This window comes from Paenibacillus sp. 22594 (assembly GCF_052044425.1).
Taxonomy (GTDB): Bacteria; Bacillota; Bacilli; order Paenibacillales; family Paenibacillaceae; genus Paenibacillus_AQ.
In genome coordinates, this window is sequence record NZ_JBQENA010000002.1 from 610804 (window position 1) to 632523 (window position 21720).

Annotated in this window: 17 protein-coding genes and 1 riboswitch; of the genes, 15 read left to right on the forward strand and 2 right to left on the reverse strand. The window is 51.3% G+C overall.

The genetic code is table 11. The features are described 5' to 3' along the window. Positions 1 to 3 precede the first annotated feature (3 nt). The 14 genes from ACTJKB_RS09550 to ACTJKB_RS09615 all read left to right on the forward strand — a co-directional run bounded on the left by ACTJKB_RS09550 (position 4) and on the right by ACTJKB_RS09615 (position 17630). Positions 4 to 138 (forward strand): hypothetical protein, encoded by a 135-nt coding sequence (locus tag ACTJKB_RS09550; RefSeq protein WP_440833512.1) that lies wholly within the window; start codon positions 4 to 6, stop codon positions 136 to 138. A gap of 218 nt (positions 139 to 356) precedes the next feature. Continuing rightward, positions 357 to 716 (forward strand): (2Fe-2S) ferredoxin domain-containing protein, encoded by a 360-nt coding sequence (locus ACTJKB_RS09555; protein WP_440833513.1) that lies wholly within the window; start codon positions 357 to 359, stop codon positions 714 to 716. Between the two features lie 110 nt (positions 717 to 826). Next, positions 827 to 1768 (forward strand): carbohydrate ABC transporter permease, encoded by a 942-nt coding sequence (locus ACTJKB_RS09560; RefSeq protein WP_440833514.1) that lies wholly within the window; start codon positions 827 to 829, stop codon positions 1766 to 1768. A gap of 23 nt (positions 1769 to 1791) precedes the next feature. Continuing rightward, positions 1792 to 2631, forward strand: a complete 840-nt coding sequence (locus ACTJKB_RS09565; RefSeq protein WP_440833516.1) for a carbohydrate ABC transporter permease — start codon at positions 1792 to 1794, stop codon at positions 2629 to 2631. A 368-nt stretch (positions 2632 to 2999) separates the two neighbouring features. After that, positions 3000 to 4409: an ABC transporter substrate-binding protein gene (locus ACTJKB_RS09570; protein WP_440833517.1), complete on the forward strand. Its 1410-nt coding sequence runs from the start codon at positions 3000 to 3002 to the stop codon at positions 4407 to 4409. A 133-nt stretch (positions 4410 to 4542) separates the two neighbouring features. Continuing rightward, positions 4543 to 6357 (forward strand): cache domain-containing sensor histidine kinase, encoded by a 1815-nt coding sequence (locus ACTJKB_RS09575; RefSeq protein WP_440833519.1) that lies wholly within the window; start codon positions 4543 to 4545, stop codon positions 6355 to 6357. After that, entirely contained in the window at positions 6350 to 7957 is a 1608-nt protein-coding gene (locus tag ACTJKB_RS09580; RefSeq protein WP_440833521.1) for a response regulator transcription factor, read from the forward strand. Before ACTJKB_RS09575 ends, ACTJKB_RS09580 begins: the two co-directional genes overlap by 8 nt. A gap of 29 nt (positions 7958 to 7986) precedes the next feature. Continuing rightward, positions 7987 to 9795 (forward strand): hypothetical protein, encoded by a 1809-nt coding sequence (locus tag ACTJKB_RS09585; RefSeq protein ID WP_440833522.1) that lies wholly within the window; start codon positions 7987 to 7989, stop codon positions 9793 to 9795. 35 nt (positions 9796 to 9830) lie between these two features. After that, positions 9831 to 10967 (forward strand): glycoside hydrolase family 88 protein, encoded by a 1137-nt coding sequence (locus ACTJKB_RS09590; RefSeq protein ID WP_440833524.1) that lies wholly within the window; start codon positions 9831 to 9833, stop codon positions 10965 to 10967. Between the two features lie 25 nt (positions 10968 to 10992). Then, entirely contained in the window at positions 10993 to 12915 is a 1923-nt protein-coding gene (locus tag ACTJKB_RS09595) for a DUF2264 domain-containing protein (RefSeq protein ID WP_440833526.1), read from the forward strand. Positions 12916 to 13074: 159 nt separating this feature from the next. Further along, on the forward strand, positions 13075 to 13884 hold the full coding sequence (locus ACTJKB_RS09600) for a GNAT family N-acetyltransferase (protein WP_440833527.1): 810 nt from the start codon (positions 13075 to 13077) through the stop codon (positions 13882 to 13884). Positions 13885 to 13984: 100 nt separating this feature from the next. Further along, a complete protein-coding gene (locus ACTJKB_RS09605; protein ID WP_440833881.1) occupies positions 13985 to 15139 on the forward strand; it encodes an AI-2E family transporter in 1155 nt (384 codons plus the stop codon). A 19-nt stretch (positions 15140 to 15158) separates the two neighbouring features. Continuing rightward, positions 15159 to 16667: a carboxylesterase/lipase family protein gene (locus ACTJKB_RS09610; protein WP_440833528.1), complete on the forward strand. Its 1509-nt coding sequence runs from the start codon at positions 15159 to 15161 to the stop codon at positions 16665 to 16667. Then, positions 16668 to 17630, forward strand: coding sequence for an alpha/beta hydrolase (locus ACTJKB_RS09615; RefSeq protein WP_440833530.1), 963 nt, complete (start codon positions 16668 to 16670; stop codon positions 17628 to 17630). It abuts the gene before it with no gap. Positions 17631 to 17688: 58 nt separating this feature from the next. Here ACTJKB_RS09615 and ACTJKB_RS09620 read toward each other — a convergent pair whose 3' ends face one another. Beyond that, the gene (locus tag ACTJKB_RS09620; protein WP_440833531.1) at positions 17689 to 18864 is read right to left on the reverse strand and encodes a PstS family phosphate ABC transporter substrate-binding protein; all 1176 of its coding nucleotides are present in this window, start codon (positions 18862 to 18864) and stop codon (positions 17689 to 17691) included. A gap of 210 nt (positions 18865 to 19074) precedes the next feature. Then, a riboswitch (FMN riboswitch) is annotated at positions 19075 to 19223 on the forward strand. A gap of 164 nt (positions 19224 to 19387) precedes the next feature. Between ACTJKB_RS09620 and ACTJKB_RS09625 the strand changes: the two genes are divergently transcribed. After that, positions 19388 to 20374 (forward strand): DMT family transporter, encoded by a 987-nt coding sequence (locus ACTJKB_RS09625; RefSeq protein ID WP_440833533.1) that lies wholly within the window; start codon positions 19388 to 19390, stop codon positions 20372 to 20374. Positions 20375 to 20506: 132 nt separating this feature from the next. On the opposite strand, the gene ACTJKB_RS09630 is transcribed toward ACTJKB_RS09625, so the two are convergent. Next, positions 20507 to 21676, reverse strand: a complete 1170-nt coding sequence (locus tag ACTJKB_RS09630) for a hypothetical protein (RefSeq protein ID WP_440833534.1) — start codon at positions 21674 to 21676, stop codon at positions 20507 to 20509. Positions 21677 to 21720: the final 44 nt, after the last annotated feature.

Genomic DNA, 21720 nt, shown 5'->3' on the forward strand with positions numbered 1-21720 from the left:
ATGATGACGACCAATTCCTCGAAGGTAGTAGTCGAAAAGATCGAGGTAAGAAAGCTGAATGACTTGGAAAATGGGGTTCCGGTTAACCAATCCACGGATATCGATATAGTCAAGCCCAGTAAGCCAAGTGCGGCGTAAATATACAGAATTTTCATAAGTGTTGTTCTCCTTCTTTACTTTTTTGTGACCGGCAAGCTAAAGATATTATCCCCATCTGATGAGGCTGGTAACCAAGACTTTGCCCTCCGCGCTCCAGGGAAACCGGATTGCACGCTATTGACTAGCATCCGGAGAATGGCTAGAGTTTAGAATGATCCTTATGCGGGGTATTAGTGTTCAGAAGGGGGATACATTTTATGACGACCTGGAATCTGCAAGGAACGGTTCATCATCTGCTGATCTGCGGCGGCAGCAGCTGCAGAAAGAATAAAGGCGAAGAAGTGGCTGATGCCATTGAGGACGAAATTGAGAAACAGGGAGCGGCAAGCAAGATACATACCACAGTAACCGAGTGCAACGGAAGATGCTCAGACGCCTGTGTAGTGATCTCGTACCCGGAGGGAGTCTGGTACAGGGAGATGACGCCCAAGGCGGGCAAAAAGCTGGTGCGGAAGGTGCTCCAAGGGGAACAACTGGAGGATCATATCCTCTATACCTACGATGGCGGACTGAAGGCCCAGACAGAGAAGGGGACCAAGGGTAAAAAGAAGAAGTAAAAATTACACTGAATAAGATCAAAATACCGTCAAAGCGCTGACGGTATTTTTTTTATAATGAGAACAGAGAAAAGGGCGTGACCTATAACAAAACCATTGAGGTGTGAGACATGGGGCAAAATATGGAGACATTAACGCAAAAGCCGCCGGTTGTACGAAAGCGTAAGGGCTGGTCGCTGCAAAAGGGAGAGACGCTGTCTGGACTGCTTTTTGTAAGCCCGATGCTGATCGGGGTAACGATTCTGGTGCTGATACCGATCATTGCCACACTGGTGCTGGGCTTTGCCGACTGGAATTTTGTGCAAGGCTTTGACGGTATCCGCTGGGTAGGGCTGCAGAACTTCAGCAATCTGCTGCAGGATGACATGTTTATCCGCTCGGTGCGTAACAACTTTATCTTTCTGCTGACAGTGCCAGTATATTTGCTGGTATCCATGGTGCTGGCGATATTGATCGACCGCTATGTGTATATGAAGGGTTATTTTAAAATCGCTTACTTCGTCCCTTATGTATCGATGACCGTCGCCGTAGCGATTGTATGGCAGGTGCTGTTCCAGCCTTCATACGGCCCGATTAACGAAATGCTGAAGGCCATCGGGATTGCTGACCCGCCGAAGTGGATTGCCGATCCGCATTTTGCCCTGATATCCATTATGATGATTTCGGTCTGGATCTCCATCGGCTTCAACATGATTATCTACATCGCCGGACTGCAGTCCATTCCGAAGGATCTGTACGAGGCTGCCGAAATTGACGGAGCCAACGCCTGGACCAAATTCAGACGGATTACCTTTCCGCTATTGTCGCCCACGACCTTCTTCCTGCTTGTAACCGGCATCATTGCCACGTTTAAAGTGTTTGATGTGATCGCGGTGCTGACCCAGGGCGGCCCGATTGGCTCCACGACGATGATGGTCTGGTACTTGTACGATACGGCTTTTGTCAATCTTAAGGTTGGTTACGCTTCAGCGATTGCCGTCGTGCTGTTCCTGTTCGTCATGCTGATTACGTTCGGGCAGTGGCTGGCAGAGAAGAAATGGGTCAATTACTAGACAGAGAAGTGAGGGTAAAGCATATGGAAAAACGTCCAGGCGTCGATTGGCTGAAAATCATAGTTACGGTTGTCATGTTTGCCGGCAGTGTGCTGTTCCTGTTGCCATTTGTATGGATGCTGGTCACCTCGTTCAAGGTGGAGTCGGAAGTATTCGCATATCCCATCCAGTGGCTTCCGAAGGAATGGAATGCGGTTGAGAACTACAAAGCGGTCTGGTTTGGCGATTATCCGTTCACTTTATACTACTGGAATTCGATCAAGGTTGCGGTGATTACTACAGCGGCATCCTGTCTGATCTCGGCCATGGCGGCCTATGGATTCTCCAAAATCAAATTCCGGGCCAGCAATTTCCTGTTCATGATTGTGCTGGTAACGTATATGATTCCAGGGCAGGCAATCCTGATTCCACAGTTTATTATTTACCGCAACATCGGGCTGTTCGACAGCCATTTGGGTCTGGTGCTGCTCGGGACCTTCAGTGTGCTCGGGACGTTTATGCTGCGTCAGTTTTTTATGGGTCTGCACCAGGAGTTTATTGAATCGGCCAAAATCGACGGTGCCGGACATCCGCGTATTTTCTGGTCCATCGCCTTACCTCTGGTGAAGCCAGCGGTGGCCACGTATGCGATCCTCCGGTTCATCTGGACCTGGAACGATTATCAGAATCCGCTGATCTTTATCCGGAGCGACAAATTGCTGACTCTGCCGATAGCGATCCAGAAGTTCACTTCAATGAGCGGTGAGTTCTACTCCCTGATTATGGCGGCGGCGGTGTCTGCCATCCTGCCGCTGATTATCATCTTTATCCTGGGACAAAAGAATGTCATTGAGGGCATCGCCCTTGGTGGTGTAAAAGGTTGAAATGAAATGCGTACCTGCCTTACCGGCCCGTACCGCAATAACTTCTTATTCTAATTGAACTTGATGACTTCATATAGGGCGGAAGGGGCGGAGGGGAAGTTTGGAATTGGAGGAGCGAATGCGTCCGCCTTTATGCTTGAATTTCTACCGCGACCAGCAGTTTAATCAAGGAAATTCAAGCATAACAGCGGCCGGAAGTCCAAACATTCCCCGCAGTCACGACCAGACCCCAATAGGAGAATTTGAAGTTCAACTTGTATAGAAGTAAAAATAATTCAATAAAAGTAAATATTGTTTCATGTGCCAAATGTAAGCGTATTCTATAATTCATTTGTGAGTCACTGATATAATCTAGGGAGGGTTCAATGATGATGAAAAGAAAAGGTTGGTCCGGGGCGATTGCAGGGGTTCTGATGTTAAGCCTGCTGGCGGGCTGCGGCGGGAATAACAGTAATAATAGTGCAAATGGCGGGGCCAATACAGATGCGGGCAAAGCAACGAACGGAGCTGCAGCCGGCAATACAGAGAAAACCAACCTGCGGCTCTATACTTATGGGACAGAGGAGGCGTACAACTGGAAGCACACGCTGGAAGCTTATGAAGCGGCCAATCCGGGTGTGACCATTGAGCTGGTGCAGCTGAGTGAAAAGGGCGATACCCAGGAAGCCTTCAAAAAACTGGATCTGGAGGCAGCCTCCTCCGCGCCTATGGATATCCTGATGTTCAGTGACGCAGCCGGATATGCCCAGCGCATCGCGCTGGGGATGGCTGAACCGCTGGATGAGTATATCGCCAAGGATGGCTTCAAGGTAGAAGAAGATTATAAAGTGGATACCCATTTGGACGGCAAGGTCTATGCGCTGCCGGGCAAATTCAATCCATGGTATGTGTTGTTAAACAAGGATAATCTGGATGAAGCAGGACTTGCCGTGCCTACCGACTGGACGTGGGATGATTTTGCCGACTATGCCCAGAAGCTGACAAAGGGAGAAGGAGCAGAGAAGCGTTACGGCGCATACTTCCACGGTCCGCAGGCAGGTGGCTGGATGGAATTCCTGAAGCTGAAGATGGAGAACCAGCCGCAGAACTCCGAGTTTCTGAAGGCGGATGGAACCTCCAATCTGGATGATCCGAACTTCAAGGCAACGCTTGAGCTGAGACTGAGAATGGAAAAAGAAGATAAGTCATCCGTTCCTTATTCGGACATGATCTCCCAGAAGCTGGCTTACCGCACCCAGTTCTTCAACCAGTCTGCGAGCATGATTCTAATCGGAAGCTGGATGAACACGGAGATCGGCGGTACAGAAAAGGTGCCTTTGAACTTTAATGTAGCCGTAGCCCCATTCCCTAAGAACAACGCTGCAGATGAAAAGGGCCTGACACCGGTGACTACGGACTATGTGTCCGTTGCCGCCAAATCCAAAAACAAAGAAGCTGCCTATAAATTTGTCCGCTGGTATACAACCGAAGGCCAGCTTGTCCAAGGCAAGAACATTCCGGCCTGGAGCAAGGTAACGAGCGATCAGGTGCAGGGGATTATCGATACCATCCTGGCCGGTACCAAGAATCCGGAGAAGGTTGACAAGAAATCACTGGTTGACACGCTGGTGGCTTCCAAGGCATCGGCGATCATTCCACCGGCTACCTACCAGGCAGAGGTCTACAAAGCCATTAACGAGGAGTATGAGAAGATGATCCTTGGTGATCAGGATGTGGATACGACCATCAAGAATTCCCAGGACCGTGTGAATAAAATAATTGCAGCCAATAAAAAATAATTTGCTATAATCATTTCATAGAATGTATACAAGATGAGTATATATTTTCCCGCAGAAACGGAAGTCCTTTTTCACTTGGGGGCCAAGCCGTTTCTGCTTGTTTCAGGGGTACATATTGAAGGGGGACACCGCTATGTTCAGCAGACTCAGGGAGCTCGCCCCCAAATCGATCCGTCACAAGCTGATTGTCGCATCCATTGCCTGTATTCTGGTTCCTGCCGCGCTCACGCTGCTGATCTACAATTCATTAACCCAGGAGGCCGTCAAACGGCAGGCTATTGCAAATGCAGAAGATTCCTTACAGCTGGTGAACGGCTCGGTGACGAACAGCCTGAAAGGGATGCTGACCATCGCCAATTATGTCCAGACCAATCCCGGATTGAAAGCGTATTTTAAGCTTGCCGCAGCCAATAATGTAAGCGGTAACGAATACCAGAGGTTCATGGACCAGAACCGGGTGCTCGAACAGCTCGATACCCTTACTGTCGTTGGCCAGAACAGTTATGTAACGATTCTGCTGACCAACGATAAATATTATATGAATTATTCTGTTAGCGATTACAATCCGCTCGAGTTGAAGAAGAAGCCCTGGTTCCGAAAGATGACAGAACTGAAGGGGCTGGAGTCTTACTGGGCTGGAGTAGAGCCCACTGAATTAGCCTACGACAAGTTTGATCATCCGTATCAGGTGACGGTGGCGCGAACGCTGCGCCTTGACAGCACCGAGATCTATGGGTATGCCGTTGTGACCATTATGGAGGATCAGCTTCATGATATTTTTGGCAATCTGTCGGCAGGACAGAAGGTGGTTCTGCTGGATGGAGAGAACCATGTTGTCTCCGGTGGAGATGCAGGGAGCATTGGCAAACCGTTTCCGTATGTGAACGCCGTGGATTCTTTACAGGCTTCAGAGGTCGTTACCATTGCCGGGGAGCGATATCTAGTTGTTCAGCAGCAGCTGTCCTTCAACGGCTGGCGGCTGGTACTGATGCAGCCTTACAAGGAGAGCATCGTAGATATCAGCTCTATTTTTAATCGTGTGTTTGTCATCCAGCTTATTTCCTTCTTCGTCTTCCTGCTGCTGCTCATTACTCTTGTCCGCGCCTTTACGAAACCGCTGGTACGGCTCGGCAAAGTAACAACTGCTGTGCAGCGCGGCAACCTGCTGGTGCGCTCCGGAGTCAGGGGCAATGATGAAATCGGCCGGCTGGGGCTGATGTTCGACCAGATGCTGGACCGGGTCAAGGAAATGATCGCAGAAGTCTCAGACACCCAGGCCCGTAAACGAAAAGCGGAGCTGAAAATGCTCCAGGCTCAGATCAACCCTCATTTTCTGTTCAATGTACTGAACTCGATCCGTATGAAGGTCATGAAGCGAGGTGATCCGGAGAGCGCCAAAATGATCAGCTCCCTGTCCATGCTGCTGCGGATGACAATCAGCCGTGAAGAGGATGAGATTTTTCTGCATGAGGAGATTGATCTGGTCTCCCACTATGTCAGCCTGATGAATCTGCGCCAGAAGGAGGAGGCCCGGGTACAGCTTGATATTGATCCTAGGGCGTTTCTGATTAAGGTCCCGCGCTTTTTCCTTCAGCCGCTGGTTGAGAACGCGCTCATTCATGGGCTTAGCCAGCAGCCGGGCGTAATTAGTATTCGTGCGGATGTGGAGGAGAGCTATACGGTCCTGTCTGTAACCGATAACGGCCTAGGGATGAATGAAGCCCGGCTAGATAGTATAGCTGGACGGATGCAGTCCGCAGGAACGGAGATGAGCTCCGGCAATGAAGAGCCTAAAGGCTCTTTCTCCGGGATGGGTATGTCCAATGTAGTGGAACGTATGCGGATGCTGTTCGGTGAGGATTTTATCATCAATGTTCGCAGTGAAATCGGCAACGGGACCACGATAGAGATGCATATTCCGCATAGGGAGGAGATACGGGATGTATAAGGTGATGCTTGTGGATGACGATTATCCGGTGATCGAGCTGTTGTCCGAGAGTATCTGCTGGGAGGAGCTTGGCTTACGCCTGATGGGTACGCATGAGAACGGGGAGAGTGCCTGGGAGCATGCACAGCAGGAGATACCGGATATTCTGATTACGGATATCGGCATGCCGCGGATGAATGGACTTGAGCTGTCCGCCCGTATCAAAGAGCTGAGGCCGGGTGTGCGGATCGCGGTTTTATCCTGCCACAATGAATTTCAATACGCCCAGCAGGCGATGCGCCTTAATGTGCAGGATTATCTGCTCAAGGATGCGCTGGACCCGGAGGATCTTGTGCAGCTGCTGTGCAGATTCAAGGAATCCATGGATGAAGAGAACCGCGCAGGCTGGGAGACCTCCCGCATCCGGCAGCTGTTCGGAGAGACTAAGGAGCTGCGCAAGGAGCGGAGCATCAAGAATTTCATCCATCAGCCGTTGCTGTCGCCGGAGAAATGGCTGGCTGAGGCTGCTGATTACGGACTGTTCCAGCAAGGTGAATTCTGTCTGCCCGTAATTGCCTACCTGGAGGATTACCGGCATGTGAAATACCGTTTCTCCTCGGATCAGACGCTGCATTTTGCTGTGAGTAATGTGATGAATGAAGTACTGGACGGGATGAAGCCGCGCGGACTTTATATTGGCTACAATATAAAATCTTCGTTCCTGCTGTTCTCCTACAGGCCTGGTCTGCAGGGCAATATTTATGCGGAAGCTGCTGCCGGGCTGAAGATTATCCAATCGACCTTGTCGAAGGTGCTGAAGGTCCGCATGTCCTTCATTACCGGAGAGGGCACCGGAACACCGGAAGGACTTAAGCAGCAGCTGAATGAGCTGTTGAACGGCGAAGAGCAGCGCTTCTATCTGATGCCAGGGGATACCGTTAAATGTAAGTCTGCCTGTAGCTCCACCGCAGTAAGCAATCTGTTTGCACATTATGATCAGGCAGCGGCGGAGCTGCGGGAGGTGCTGCTGGGCAGGAATGCTGAGCAGGCGCGTACCGTGTCCGAGAAGTGGATCTCACTGATCCGGGAGGAACAGTATCCTCCGGAGACGGTCAAGGACTGGATGCTGAAGCTGCTGCTCGACCTGAAGCTGAAGCTGCACTCCCTCCAGTTCATTCGTCCGATGTATTCGGCGGATTCGCTGCACAAAGAGATCGTGGATATCGATTCGCTGCCATCGCTGCGTGAATGGCTGGATAATCATCTGGAATCCATCGTTGCAGCGAAGGGGGCTGGTGCCGGTGGCAGCAAAAGGACCGAAGTAACCGAGGCCTGCCAATATGTTTCTCGCCGACTGGAAACACGGATCGGTCTGGATGAGGTAGCGGATCATCTCCATTTGAACGCCAGCTATTTTAGCAGGCTGTTCAAGAAGGAGACAGGTACTACTTTTATCGAATATGTTACAAAACTAAAAATGGAGCGAGCCAAAGAACTGCTGGATGGAACAAATTCTACAGTTGGCGAGATCTGTGAACAGCTGGGGTATGACAACCAGAGCTATTTTATCAAGACTTTTAAGGTGCATGCAGGAGTAACACCCGTTGAATACCGGGGGTAGCCGTGTACCGTAGAGAGAGGCGACATAAGATGCAAAGATCCGAAATCCTAGCGGTGGTACAGAATATGGAGCCAGCTGATACCCGTCTGTATTATCCGGATGGGGATTCAGCCGGTTTCTGGTCTACGGTAAGGAATTCACCGCTATATGCGGAGGAGGTCGCAGAAATTCGTGCGGAAGGGAACAGGCTCAGAGGGGAAAAAGCACCTGAGCTTACCTATAATTTGTTTACTGTTTTTGCCCGCACCGGGTCCAGACTGGAGTATGAACGGCCCTATTTTGAACGCAGGAGAATGCTGAACACGTCAGTACTGCTGTCTCTGCTGGAGCCGGAGCAGGAAATCCATATCCATGCGGTCTGCGAGATGATATGGAGCATCTGCAACGAATACACATGGTGTCTGCCAGCCCATACCGGCAATAGCGGTATCCCGGAAACGATAGATCTGTTCTCGGCTGAAACCGGTTTTGCACTGAGTGAGATCCGCTGTCTGCTTGGGGACAGGCTTCCTGTTCTACTACATACGAGAATCAAAGAAGAGGTACAGAGACGGTTGTTCGGACCTTATCTGAACTCCGGGCCTTATCACTGGGAGACGGCAACGCATAACTGGGCGGCGGTCTGCTCGGGATCGGTCGGTGCGGCAGCGATGCTGATGCTGAATGACCTGGAGACGCTTACGGATATTCTGTTCAAGGTACAGGGGACGATGGAATATTATCTGCAGGGCTTCGGGGATGACGGTGCCTGCCTGGAAGGGATGGGCTACTGGAATTATGGTTTTGGCTATTTCGTATATTACGCTGACCTGCTCCGCCGCAGAAGCCGGGGAGAACTGGATTGGTTCCGGCTGGACAAGGTGAAGAGCATCGCTGCATTCCAGCAGAAATGTTTTCTTGGCGGCAGCGTAGTAGCCAACTTCTCCGATTCGCAGCAGAGAGTCAGCGTGTCTTTGGGACTCAGCCACTATCTGGGCACCATTTATTCAGAAGTAGAATCGCCGCCTGTTTCGATTAGGGCTTCATATACGGAGGACCACTGCAGCCGCTGGGCACCGGCGGTGCGGAACCTGATCTGGCGCAGTCCGGTGGCCAGCCGGAGCGAGTGGGCCAGCAGCAGCAGTTATTTACCGGATGCGGAATGGCTGGTTGCCCGGAAGATTACCCCAGCCGGGGTATTCGGTTTCGCCGCCAAAGGCGGAAATAACGACGAGCCGCACAATCATAATGATCTTGGTCAATTCATTCTACTGGGAGATGAAACGGTATATCTCTCTGATCTTGGCAGCGGAGAGTACACGGCAGGATATTTCGGTGCAGAGCGGTATACCTATGATTGCAATGGTTCACAGGGTCACAGTGTGCCTATTATTGACGGACAGCTTCAGTTGCCGGGAGCCGGGGCTTGTGCCAAGGTGCTGGAAGCTGAGGCAGGGGAGGATGAGAGTGTGCTGACGCTGGATTTGACCTCTGCTTACGGGTACGGACCGCTGGAGCGGCTGACGCGATCGTTCAGCTGGCAGACGTCAGACATCCAACCGACACTTCTGATGACCGACGATTTCCGGTTTGCCGAAGCCCCGGCGGCGCTGATTGAACGGCTAGTGACCTTCTGCCAGCCTGTGCTGGAGGAGGACAGTGTTCTGCTGCGGGGCACAGGCGGAAAAGGTTTGCGTATCCTCTATAATGCCGGTGCACTCAGACCAGAGATTTCGGTGCATGTCTACAGTGATCATTTTGGCAAGACCAGGACCTGGTACGGAATGGATTTCCACACCTCCGGGAAACCAGGCAAGCAGGGTAGCTATGAATTCGAGTTTCAGTTCGTTGAGACATGATCAATTCCAAATGAATGAAATGGCGGTGGCTAAAGATGACAGCGGAAACAAAGCTTGCGTGGGCAGAAGAAGCCTGGCATAAGGCGCTGAAGAAAACACAGCAGAACAGTTTGCGGATCGGCGCAGGCTTCCCCCATGCTAGTCGGGGCGGACAATATGTACTGGAGCAGCCGTTCTGGTGGACGGCAGGCTTTTGGCCTGGCCAGCTGTGGCTTTTGTATAACGACAGCAGGGATGAATCCTTGCGGGCTTTGGCCGAGCAATGCGAGGATCAGCTGGACCAAGTGCTGAATGAGTATGTCCGTCTGGACCATGATTTGGGCTTCATGTGGACCTTAACCAGTGTGGCTTCCTACAAGCTTCTGGGCAATGAGGTCTCCAGGATCAGAGCATTGAAGGCGGCGAATTACCTGGCGGCCCGCTTCAACCTGAAGGGCAGCTATATCCGCGCCTGGAACCCCTGGTATGAAGGCGAAGACAACAGAGGTTATGCGATTATTGACTGTGCCATGAATATGCCGTTGCTCTTCTGGGCGGCGGAGGTGACCGGAGACCCGCGATACCGTCACATTGCTGAAGCGCATATGGATACGGTAGTGAAGCATTTCATCCGCCCGGACGGCTCAGTCTATCACATTGTCCGTTTTGATCCGGAGAGCGGGGAGTTCATCGAAGGCATCGGCGGTCAGGGTTATGCGCCGGAGTCTGCCTGGTCCAGGGGAACGGCTTGGGCCATTTACGGCCTGGCGCTTGCTTACCATCATACCGGTAAAACGGAATACCTGCATACGGCCCAAAAGGTGGCCCATTTCTTCCTGGCTCGTTTACCGGAGGATCATGTGCCGCATTGGGATTTCCGCGCACCCGGTGAAGCACGGAACTTCCGGGATTCCTCGGCAGGAGCCTGTGCCGCAAGCGGGCTGCTCCTTCTCGCAGACAAGCTTGGCGAACTCGAGGCGCCGGTATACCGGGAACCTGCTGTACGGATATTGGAATCGTTATACCGCAATTATGGCACCTGGGACAATGAGGCTGAAGAGGGCCTGATTCTCCATGGTACAAGCAATTACCCGGCTGGCACGAATATTGACGTACCTTTAATTTACGGAGACTTCTTCTATGCCGAAGGGCTGGCACGGTTGACGGGCAAGGGACCTTTCTATTGGGAGTAAAAGAAACAGTTAGGGAGTGGTAATGATGAGCAGCCATTTGGAGCAGATAAAAGCTAATCCGCTGATCACCAAAGCGGACCTGCAGGAAGCCTTCCTGCAGCTTGCCCATCCGCTGAAGCCTCACTACAGCGAAGGGCATGCCCGCGTGAAGCTGGGCGTAACGGGAGTCCACTATGGTCCGGATATTGCGGAAATGGAGGGCTTTTCCCGTGTGATGTGGGGATTTGTACCTTTTCTCGCGGGAGGCGGAGAGGATGACATGTGGGAACTGATCCTAGATGGCATCAGGAACGGCACCGATCCCGGGCACAAAGAATATTGGGGCGAGGTCGCCGACTATGACCAGCGGCTTGTGGAAATGGCGGCGTTCGGCTATGCGCTGTCACTGATTCCGGAGCGGATCTGGACTCCGCTGAACGGCCAGGAGCGTGCCAATCTGTACGCCTGGCTCAATCAGATGAATTCACATCCCTGCTACGATTGCAATTGGCTCTTCTTCAACGTGCTGGTGAATCTGGGCTTCCGCACAGCAGGACTGCCTTATGACGAGCAGCAACTCGAGAACAACCTGCGCCGGATTGATGATTTCTATCTCTCGGATGGCTGGTACAGCGATGGAATCGGCGGGCATATTGATTATTATGTTCCGTTTGCCCTCCACTTCTACGGCCTGCTGTACGCTAAGCTGATGGGTGATGAAGACCCTGAGCGTTCCCGTGTGTTCAAAGAGCGCGCCGGGAAGTTTGCCGAAGAATTTATCCATTGGTTTGCCGGGGACGGCTCGGCTCTTCCGTATGGAAGAAGTCTGGCGTACCGGTTTGCGCAGTCTGCTTTCTGGGGTGCGCTGGCTTTTGCTGAAGTGGAGACAATGCCCTACGGGGTGATCAAGGGGCTGATCCTGCGCAACATGCGCTGGTGGCTGAAGCAGGATATCCTGAATGAAGAGGGCGTGCTGACCATCGGCTATGCCTATCCGAACCTGGTGATGGCTGAGAACTATAATTCACCGGGCTCTCCTTACTGGTCTCTGAAGTTCTTCATGCCGCTTGCGCTGGAGGACAACCATCCCTTCTGGCTGTCTGAAGAGCTGCCGCTTCCTGAGCTGAAAACGCTGGCTGTGCAGCAGCCTGCACATTTGGTCATTTGCCGCCAGCCTGAGACGGATCATGTGGCTGCCTTCAACAGCGGTCATCTCTCGACCAATGAGCATACACACACTTCCGCCAAATACGAGAAATTCGTTTATTCCACGGCCTTTGGCTTCAGTGTGCCCCGCTCGGAATGGGGAATTGCCCAAGGCGCGTTCGATTCCATGCTGGCACTTAGCGAGGCAGGGGATCATCTGTACCGGGTACGCCGGCAAAATATAGAGACACGGATCGAAGACAATATCCTGTACTCCCGCTGGAAGCCTTGGGCGAATGTGGAGGTGCAGACCTGGGTGGTTGCCGGTCTTCCATGGCATATCCGCATTCACCGGGTGCAGACGGGGCGGGCCTTGGATGCAGCAGAAGGCGGTTTTGCCGTGGCCCTGGAGCCGGCATTTCAGGAGCTCCGCTCCGCTGACGGATACGCGGAGACAGCTGTCAGCAGTCATGGTGTAAGCGGAGTATTGGGGCTAGCGGGCTACCGCGAAGCTGTGATGATCCGTCCGCAAACGAACACCAATGTCCTTCGTCCGCGGACGGCTATCCCGACTCTGCTGGCGGGCATCGCTCCAGGCACGCACTGGCTGGTCTCAGCTTTCTATGGGGAGCCGTGTCTGACGAGCAGTCTTGGCATGGTAGAACCCCGGAATGAAGATGGAACAGAAGCCGATGTACCTGCAGGAAACGGTCTATCTGTTAGAGATGCTGACCCGCTGCTGCTTCTCGGCATCCAACTGACCGGATCTGAGATCAGAATAACATCTCATTGCGGCCGGAATCTTGTGATCCCGCTGGTTTAAGAGACTGAAAGGGAAAGCTTCGGATGAAGCTGGATAGCCTGACAAGAACTATAACGGATACGAAAAGCCTGCTGCCAGAATAAATTGGCGGCGGGCTGTTTATTTTTGCTGGAGGGAGGTCTATGATGAAATGATAAGGAAAATTAAGGGGGAACCGTAATGTTTGAGAGCTTTGAGACGGGAGACGAAGTGCTTCAAAGTGAGGCGTTCATGAAGGAGGAGGTCCGGTATAATCTAATCCACCGGATTACCGAATATCCTGAAGCGATCCGGCTGACCACGTCAGACCGCAAGCTGATATTCACACAATCACCGGGGCATAATCCCTGGCTGTGGGTGTCCGGTGAGCTTAGGAGAGAGCAGCAGGAGCGCCTTGTGCAGCAGCTTGCAGAACGGGTACAGTTGAATGAGTTTCCCGGGATTTCCGCGCAGCCGGAGATCGCGAAGACATTTGCGGAGGCTTTTTGTGACAGAAAGGGTAAGCTCTATCATACGAATATGATGCTGGAGGCTTATCATTGTCCGGAGGTGCGGAAGCCTGCAGAGGTCCATGGATACCTGGAAAAAGCTAAGGCTGAACAGGTTCCTGTGATTGCTGAATTTTTGACCGGATTCATGAAGGATGCTTTTGGCGAGATGCTGCGGCCGGAGGATTTTTTGACGATAGCTGCTGAAGATGCCGCCTCCGGCGACTTGTACCTGTGGATGGCGGATCATACCCCCGTATCCATGGCAAAGATCACTCACCGTTCGGCCAGACATGCACGCATTAACGATGTGTACACCCCTGCAAGTCACCGCAAGCAAGGCTATGCGAGCGCACTGGTTGCAGCCCTTTGTGAGCATCTTCTGAGTGCAGAATTGACACCGGTGCTCTACGCGGACGGCAAAAATCCGGACTCCAACAAAGTCTACCAGTCGATCGGGTTTATGAACGCAGGCCAAATTGCAGACCTCAAGTTTGATTAAAAGGAAATTTGACTTGCTGCCCCTGTGTTGACTATGCTAATAAAAAGTGCAAATAATCACACATAGGATGAAGCAATTGTGTTAAGGGGGCGCGGGAGTGATGGAGAGGCTGCAGGTATGGCCGGAAAAGTTCAAGAAGTTTTTTCTGAATAACCGATTTGTGGTAACACTGTTAATCGTACTGCTGATCGGAATAAATATACTGGTGTTTTCCAAAGTTCCGTTTATATTCAAACCGATTTCAGTCTTGCTGCATACCGTGGCGGCACCCCTGCTGTTATCGGGGATTGCCTACTATCTGCTGAATCCTCTGGTGGATCGGTTAGAGCGGCGGAGCAAGATCAGAAGGCCATATGGCATCGCCATTCTATATCTGCTAATCGCCGGAATTATAACACTGATCCTGCTTACGGTAATCCCGATGATCCGCACCCAGCTGGTAGGCCTGATTGATAATTTTCCTAAATACAGTGATCAGATCCAACAGGAATTCATCAACCTGACCGGCAGCAAGCTGTTTGGACAGATTCAGGAGAATGTGGGGACGGATGTTAATGACCTTACAAGCAAAGTCACATCGTGGGGCACTTCTTTCCTGAACAATGCGGTGAACGGTGTCGGCAACTTTGTAGGAGCGCTGACGGAGATTGTGCTTGCCCTGGTAACTACCCCATTTATTCTGTTCTATCTGCTGCGCGACGGCAAAAGGCTGCCGGATTATTTGATGAGATTTATTCCTACGGCATTGCAGCCGCAGACCCGCATGGTCATGTCAGAGATGAACAGCCAGGTGGCGTCCTATATTCGGGGACAGATTATTGTCAGTTGCTGCATCGGCGCCTTGCTCTACATCGGATATTTAATTATCGGGCTTGAATATTCGCTGGTTCTGGCGATTGTTGCTGCCTGTACCGCGGTTGTACCTTATCTGGGTCCGGCAATTGCCATTACTCCGGCCCTGATCGTAGCGCTGGTGACGTCTCCGTTCATGCTGCTGAAAATGGTGTTCGTATGGACGGCTGTTCAACTGATCGAAGGCAAGTTCATCTCTCCGCAGATCATGGGCAAGTCGCTGAAGATACATCCGATTACCATCATTTTTGTCATTATTTTTGCCGGTAAAATGTTCGGTGTGCTCGGAATCATTCTGGCCGTACCGGGATATGCCGTACTGAAGGTGGTCGTTACCCATGTCTTCCAGTGGTTCCGTTTCCGCTCCGGACTCTATATACAGATTGAAGATAACAAGGAATAACGGGAAGAGGTAGATTGATATGACAGCACCACTTGTTACAACATTGTACGGAAAACTGCTGGGAGCCGAGGAGGAGGGGGTGAAGGTATGGCGCGGGATTCCTTTTGCTGCACCTCCAGTCGGGAAGCTGCGGTTTCGCGCGCCTCAGCCGCCTCTGCCGTGGGTTAACGTCAGAGAGGCCCTTTCATTCAGTCCGGTAAGCCATCAGCCAGTGAGCACCAGCAGCACACGGTTTGGCGGAACGTCCCCAGTCTATTCGGAAGACTGTCTATATCTGAATGTATGGTCTTCTGCGGAAGAAGGGGAGAGCTTGCCGGTGATGGTCTGGATTCATGGGGGAACCTTTGTGACCGGAGCCGGCAGTCAGCCGATGTTCGACGGTACCCGGATGGCCCGCAACGGCAAGGTTGTTCTGGTTACAGTAAATTACCGGCTGGGGCCGTTCGGATTTGTACATATGTCCCCATTCGGCAGTGATTTAGCTTCAAATGCGGGCCTGCTGGACCAGATTGCGGCCCTTGAGTGGGTACAGGGCAATATTAGCGCTTTCGGTGGCGATCCACAGCGCGTTACCGTCTTCGGAGAATCGGCGGGCAGCATGAGCATTGCCGCGTTGTTGGCAATGCCCGCCGCGGAGGGCTTATTCGCAAGGGCTATTATGGAGAGCGGAGCCGCGCAGATGCTGCAGCCGCAGCAGGGCCATGAAGTAGCAGCGGCTCTGCTGGCTGAGCTGGGGCTTGCTCCAGGCAGTGATTTGGAGGTATTGGATAACCTTCCGGCGGAGCAGATCCTGGAAGCGGCGGCGCGAATGACTTACAAGCTGTCCGGTGAAGCGCTCAGCATGTTTTTCCAGCCGGTCATCGAGCCTTTGACGTTGCCTGCCGATCCTGCTGAAGCTATAGCGGGTGGGTCGGCACAAGGAATTCCGCTGCTGATCGGTACCAATCTGCACGAGGGAAATCTGTTTTTCCGGGAAGAACGTCCGGGGGAGAGCTTCGAGCAATCGCTCAAAGCACTGGAAATGCTGATGGGTATTGACGATCTGGCGGAGCTTGCCGGCGATTATCCGAAGTCCTGGGAGGGACAGGCGGAGCTCCTGACGGACCTCTTTTTCTGGGGCAGCTCGATTGCCTTTGCGGAGACCCAGTCTGCTGCAGCGCCCGTATGGATGTACCGGTTTGACTGGACGGTTCAGGGCCATCCACTGCTGGAGAAGGCTGTTCATGGTGCCGAAATTCTGTATGTGTTCGGCAACCTGCATCTGCTCAAGCAATATGGCTTGACTGTGACTCCAGACATGCAGAAGTTGTCCGAAACGATGCAGAAGACCTGGACGGCATTCGCACACCAGGGGGATCCATCGATTCCCGGCCTGGAATGGCCGCCGTATAGAGCGGACTCGCGGGCAACTGTTATTTTTGACGGGGAAACGCAGGTGGTGCTGGACCCGGATGCGGAGAAACGGCGGCGGTTATTTTCTGCACAGGCTAATTGGCCGAAGGTGTTCTCTGGGAAGACCGGCGAATAGATGAATACTACCACTAATCATTTAACATACAATGAATCCGAAATATATTGGAAGCAATACCAGAAGTTTTTTCCTGAGGAATTGCGAATAGCAGAAAATAACCTACCGTCTGAAGAGTGGTGGGATTGGAACGATTGTCATATCCATCTGGATCGTATGTACGCTCCAGATTCAAAAATTAAGGTTATTTTAATTCATGGTGCAGGCGGGAATGGCAGATTATTGGCACCCTATGCACGGATGCTACAAAAGCATGGATATGATGTTGTATCCCCTGACCTCCCTCCTTTTGGGCTAAGCAACACTGAGTCATTACAATCCATGGATTACCTACATTGGATTGAAATACTTACGGAGTTGATCGAACAGGAAATCAAACGGGATGGTAAAACGATAGTGTTATTAGGAGCCAGCATTGGAGGCATGCTGGCTTATCATGTGGCTTCAAAGAGCAATCAAGTTGGAGGGTTAATTGTAACAACCTTTGTGGATACAAGTAACCCGAACGTTCGTGACCAAATTGCCCCGAATAAGGCGATTAGTCGTTTGGGTAAATTCACGATGGATGCTTTTCCTTTTGTTTTGGATTCGCTACGAATTTCTGTTACAAAAGTATCGAGAATGGAATTAATTACAAATGATTTCGAATTGACCAAACTGATTATGAAAGATCCTCGAGCGGCCGGGACAAAAATTACTTTGCGGTTTCTAAGAAGCTTCTTAAATATGAAATCCATGATTGAACCCGAAAATTTTGATGTTTGTCCAATATTACTTATTCATCCTGAAATAGATCCAATGACGCCATTTAACTTAAGTGAACCTTTTTATAAACGGTTAAAGGGTAAAAAAGAATGTGTGATTTTAGAAGGAGCCGGGCATTTTCCGATAGAACAACCAGGTTTGGAACAAATGAAAACGGCAGTGCTTTCTTTTTTATTTGACATAGAAAATGCACTTTGAGCAAATAAATTGCTGGGTTAAATACTGTCATACGATGGAATTATTACGTTAATATCTGTTATTTTAATGAGGTATAACCTGTCTTTTCCACCAGTTCCTGTCCCTCGGCCGATTGTATCCAGTCCAGAAACGGCTTCACATTGGGATTCATACTGCCCGCGGTTACGGCATAGAATTCTGTGGTCATAGGATACTTTCCACTCCGGATTCCCTCTTTGTCAGGCTTTACACCATCAATGGCAAGCAGCTTGATGTGATCATTCTTGTTCATCTCGGACGCATAGAACAAAAAGCTGAAGCCAAGCGCATTTTTGAAGTTGCGGTAATCTGAGGTTTGACTGATGATACCGCTCATCAAATCCATCACATCTTCCTGAGGTGGAGTCATCAGTGTGCGGTCCTTCATGATTTTCTCAAGCATTGTCTGGCTGCCGCTGCCCTGATCCCGCTGAAAGGCACGGATCCGGTCATTTTTGCCGCCCACCTCTTTCCAGTTCTTCAGTTTGCCGGCATAGATGTCCTTGATTTGCTCGGTACTCAGGGAGGACACCGGATTGCGCTTATTGACAAAGAAGACAAACGCTTCGCGTCCGATCGGTGTAAGCTTCAGCTCTTTGCCTGCCCGTTTGGCCTCTTTCTGCTGGGCGAGAGAAGGGGCAGCGGCAAAAATTATGTCAGTGTCTCCGGCAATCAGCCGTTTGTAGGCGAAGGCGGTGGAGGAGCACAGGATAATGTCATCATCATTAATTTCATATGGATCATAATTGTCTTCCGGGTACACCGCCTGCACAAAAGCGGAATAGAGCGGATAAAGAGCCGTTGCTCCGTCCAGATGCGGAAGCTGGTCACTGATGTGGTAGGTTGCGGACTTATCCAGAACTGCAGCCTTGCTGTTGACATCGAACGGCTTGTACTGACTGAGGTTCACCTCTTGGTCATTCACCACAGCGAAGCTGTTCACGTAGGCTTTGTTCAGCTCATAACCGGCTGTGGCCAGCAGGCAAAGTCCGGCGAAGACGGCAAGAGACAGGTTCCGGACCCGGCTGGAAAGCAAATCAAAAATAGCCATCACGGAATAAAGAGCCAGGCCGCAGGCAACCACCACCACAAGCGGTGCGTAAAAGGCCAGCCCAAGGGCTAATGCAGCAATGAAATAGCCGATAAATCCGGCAAATGCCAGGGCAATCAGGACAAGAACAGAATAGAGCAGATTCAGAGCAACAGGTCTTTTCATAACGGCCTCTCTTTCCCGAAGCAAAATATGGATAAAATGCACACATTTATATTATATATGATTCACATCCTCATTTCTTCCAAATAATGAGATGATGCCAGAGATTCAGAAATGATGTGTCTAATGAAAAAAATGTGAATATTTTCATAAAGGGCTAGACGAAATGAGCAAACAGGGTTATCCTGTAATTGTGAAAAATATAACGGAATACAAGATTCTCGGGGTAAGGTGAAATTCCTGACCGGCGGTGTTGTTCAAAGCGAACTAAGCCCGCGACTTCTTTTCTCTGTTATTGAGGAAAGAACTGATCTGGTGACAATCCAGAGCCGACGGTAAAGTCCGGATGAGAGAGGATCATAAGACAAAGATAGCAGGTGCTGCAATGGTTACTGTCCTATAAGGACGGTGTAGCCGTTTCTACTTGTGTTTTTGCCCTAAACAACCCCCGAATTACGTCCTTTTCAGACGTTTTTGGGGGTTTTGGTCTCTTATCGAGGGTTTGTATCGACAAGGAGAATGTATGATGAGTCAAGTTACCGCTTCATCTTCAGGAGTCCGCACAGCGCCACTGCGCAGCGGATTCTGGCTGGTTGTTCTGGGCGCTGCACTATGGGGCGTCGATCCGCTGTTCCGCATTATTCTGCTCAAATCACTGACTTCTTCACAGATTGTGCTTCTGGAGCATGTCGTGCTTTTTTTGGCAGCAGCCCCTGTGCTGTGGCGCCACCGCGCTGAGCTTAGGTCGGTCCGTCTGCGCCAGGCTGTTGCGCTGCTTATTGTATCTTGGGGCGGCTCGGCCGTGGCTACGATACTCTTCACCAAGGCCTTGTCCACAGGCGATCTGAATGCGGTCCTCCTGCTGCAAAAGCTGCAGCCGCTGTTCGCCATCGGCCTGGCCGCCGTCATTCTGAAGGAGCGCCTGCCCAAAAATTTCGGGCCGCTGATCTTCGTTGCTCTGGCAGGAACGTATCTGCTGACCTTCGGCTGGACCATTCCTTTCGGCCATGTGAACAGCTTCATCGGCGTCAGCAGTCTGATGGCGCTGGGAGCAGCTGCCTTATGGGGCGGATCTACGGTGATGGGACGATATCTGCTGGGCTCGATGAAATACGAAACGGTCACTTCATTGCGTTTCATTCTGGCGCTGCCTTTGCTGTTCGTCATTACGAGCATGGAGGGGGCCCCTTGGCAGATCCATGGAGGCTTGGGTGCATCGTCAGCGATTGCGATTAATCTGCTGCTGCAGGCGCTGCTGCCGGGACTACTCAGTATGCTGCTCTATTACAAAGGCCTTAACACTACCAAAGCATCCTTTGCTACACTTGCCGAACTCAGCTTTCCTATGACAGGTATCCTGATTAATTGGATTGTCTACCACCAGCTGGTCACACTGCCGCAAATTGCCGGCTTTGCGCTCATCTGGACAGCCTTGTTCTTCATCTCGCATCAGCAGAGCCGGCAGGTGGTACCGGCAAATCTTGAATTATCCACAACAAAGCGCACCGCCTGAGGGGAGTGACCCCAGGGCCCTGATGTACAACAAGATGCCTCCTAGCCACACGGCCGGGAGGCATCTTTTTTATGGAATAACCAGAGAAGAAGCTCTGTTAAGAATAGTAGACAGCTTGCTGGCGGCTAGCAATTAGTAGTCCAAATTAGGAGTAAGTACAATGGAGCTATAGCCCATCTGCTTCAGTTGTTCACGGGTCAAATACATTCTGCCTCCGGTAATGAAGCTGTTCGAGGGTGTAAGCACTAGACTTGCACTGCTGCCAGCCAGCTCATACCGGTAATCCGCTGCCTTATAGGATGACTCTTGCGGCTGCAGCCGGAGATTCCAGCCAAGAGCAGCGGCCAGAGGCTTAACGGGTAGCCAGGTTGCCCCCTCTTTGGCAAATGCCGCAGGAATTCCGATACTTGTACCATCCACATTAACGAAGTACTCATCCTCCTGTAATACCGGTACCTGGATAACAGGCAATTCATTCACTGCTATTTCCTGCGGAAGCTTCGACACCAGCGGGGGAGTGGTATACGGGAACAAAGCCTTCATTTCGCTATTGCCGTCCAGCAGTCTTGAGGTGCCGGTCTTCAGGTCATAGATCCATGGCAGGCGCTGGGGCTCGTTCTTGACGTATAGCAGTATGCCTTTTGCCCGGTTCCAGTTATATAGTGAGCCTTTCAGCAATTCTTTCCGCTCACCAGTGGCTGGATCATAGGTCCTGATCACATTCTGCTTCGCCGTCTCGAGATAGCCATTCTCCAGCAGGGTATGTCCATTCAGCCAGAAGGCGTCAAACCTTCTTTCGGTGGAATTGTAGATCGAGACAGCACGGGTTTGCATGTTTTTCAGGTAATAGTCACGAATCTTGGCAACGTGACCGCTATACGGCTTAACCCCCGGGACGAAGAGATAACGGGAACGTTCAAGGTATCCCCACTTGCCGTCAGGAGAAACCGTGTAGGGGGTTTTGCGGATAATGGTTTCTTTTTTCACATCATATACATAGCTTTGCTCCGGATCATCATAACCCGACAACCTTAGCAGCCCGCTGCCATCCTGAACAAAGGAATGGAAAGGCTCCTGCCATTTGGCATAGCTCCCATCCGCCTGTCTGGCAATAACTGCAGCATCGAAATGATCTCCATTTAACTGGCTGACAGAGTACAGCTCGATTCCCTTCACTTCATCCTGATAAGTGTCATATACTTGGACCTTGTCGGCAGCGTGAGCTGTAAGCGGAAGTATTAGAGCTATCAGTACAGAAGCCGTCATTCCCAGGCGAATTGTTGTTTTTAGAGCTCGATTCATTGCGGTCACCCTCCCCTTTTGTTAATAACTGTTAATATAGACTG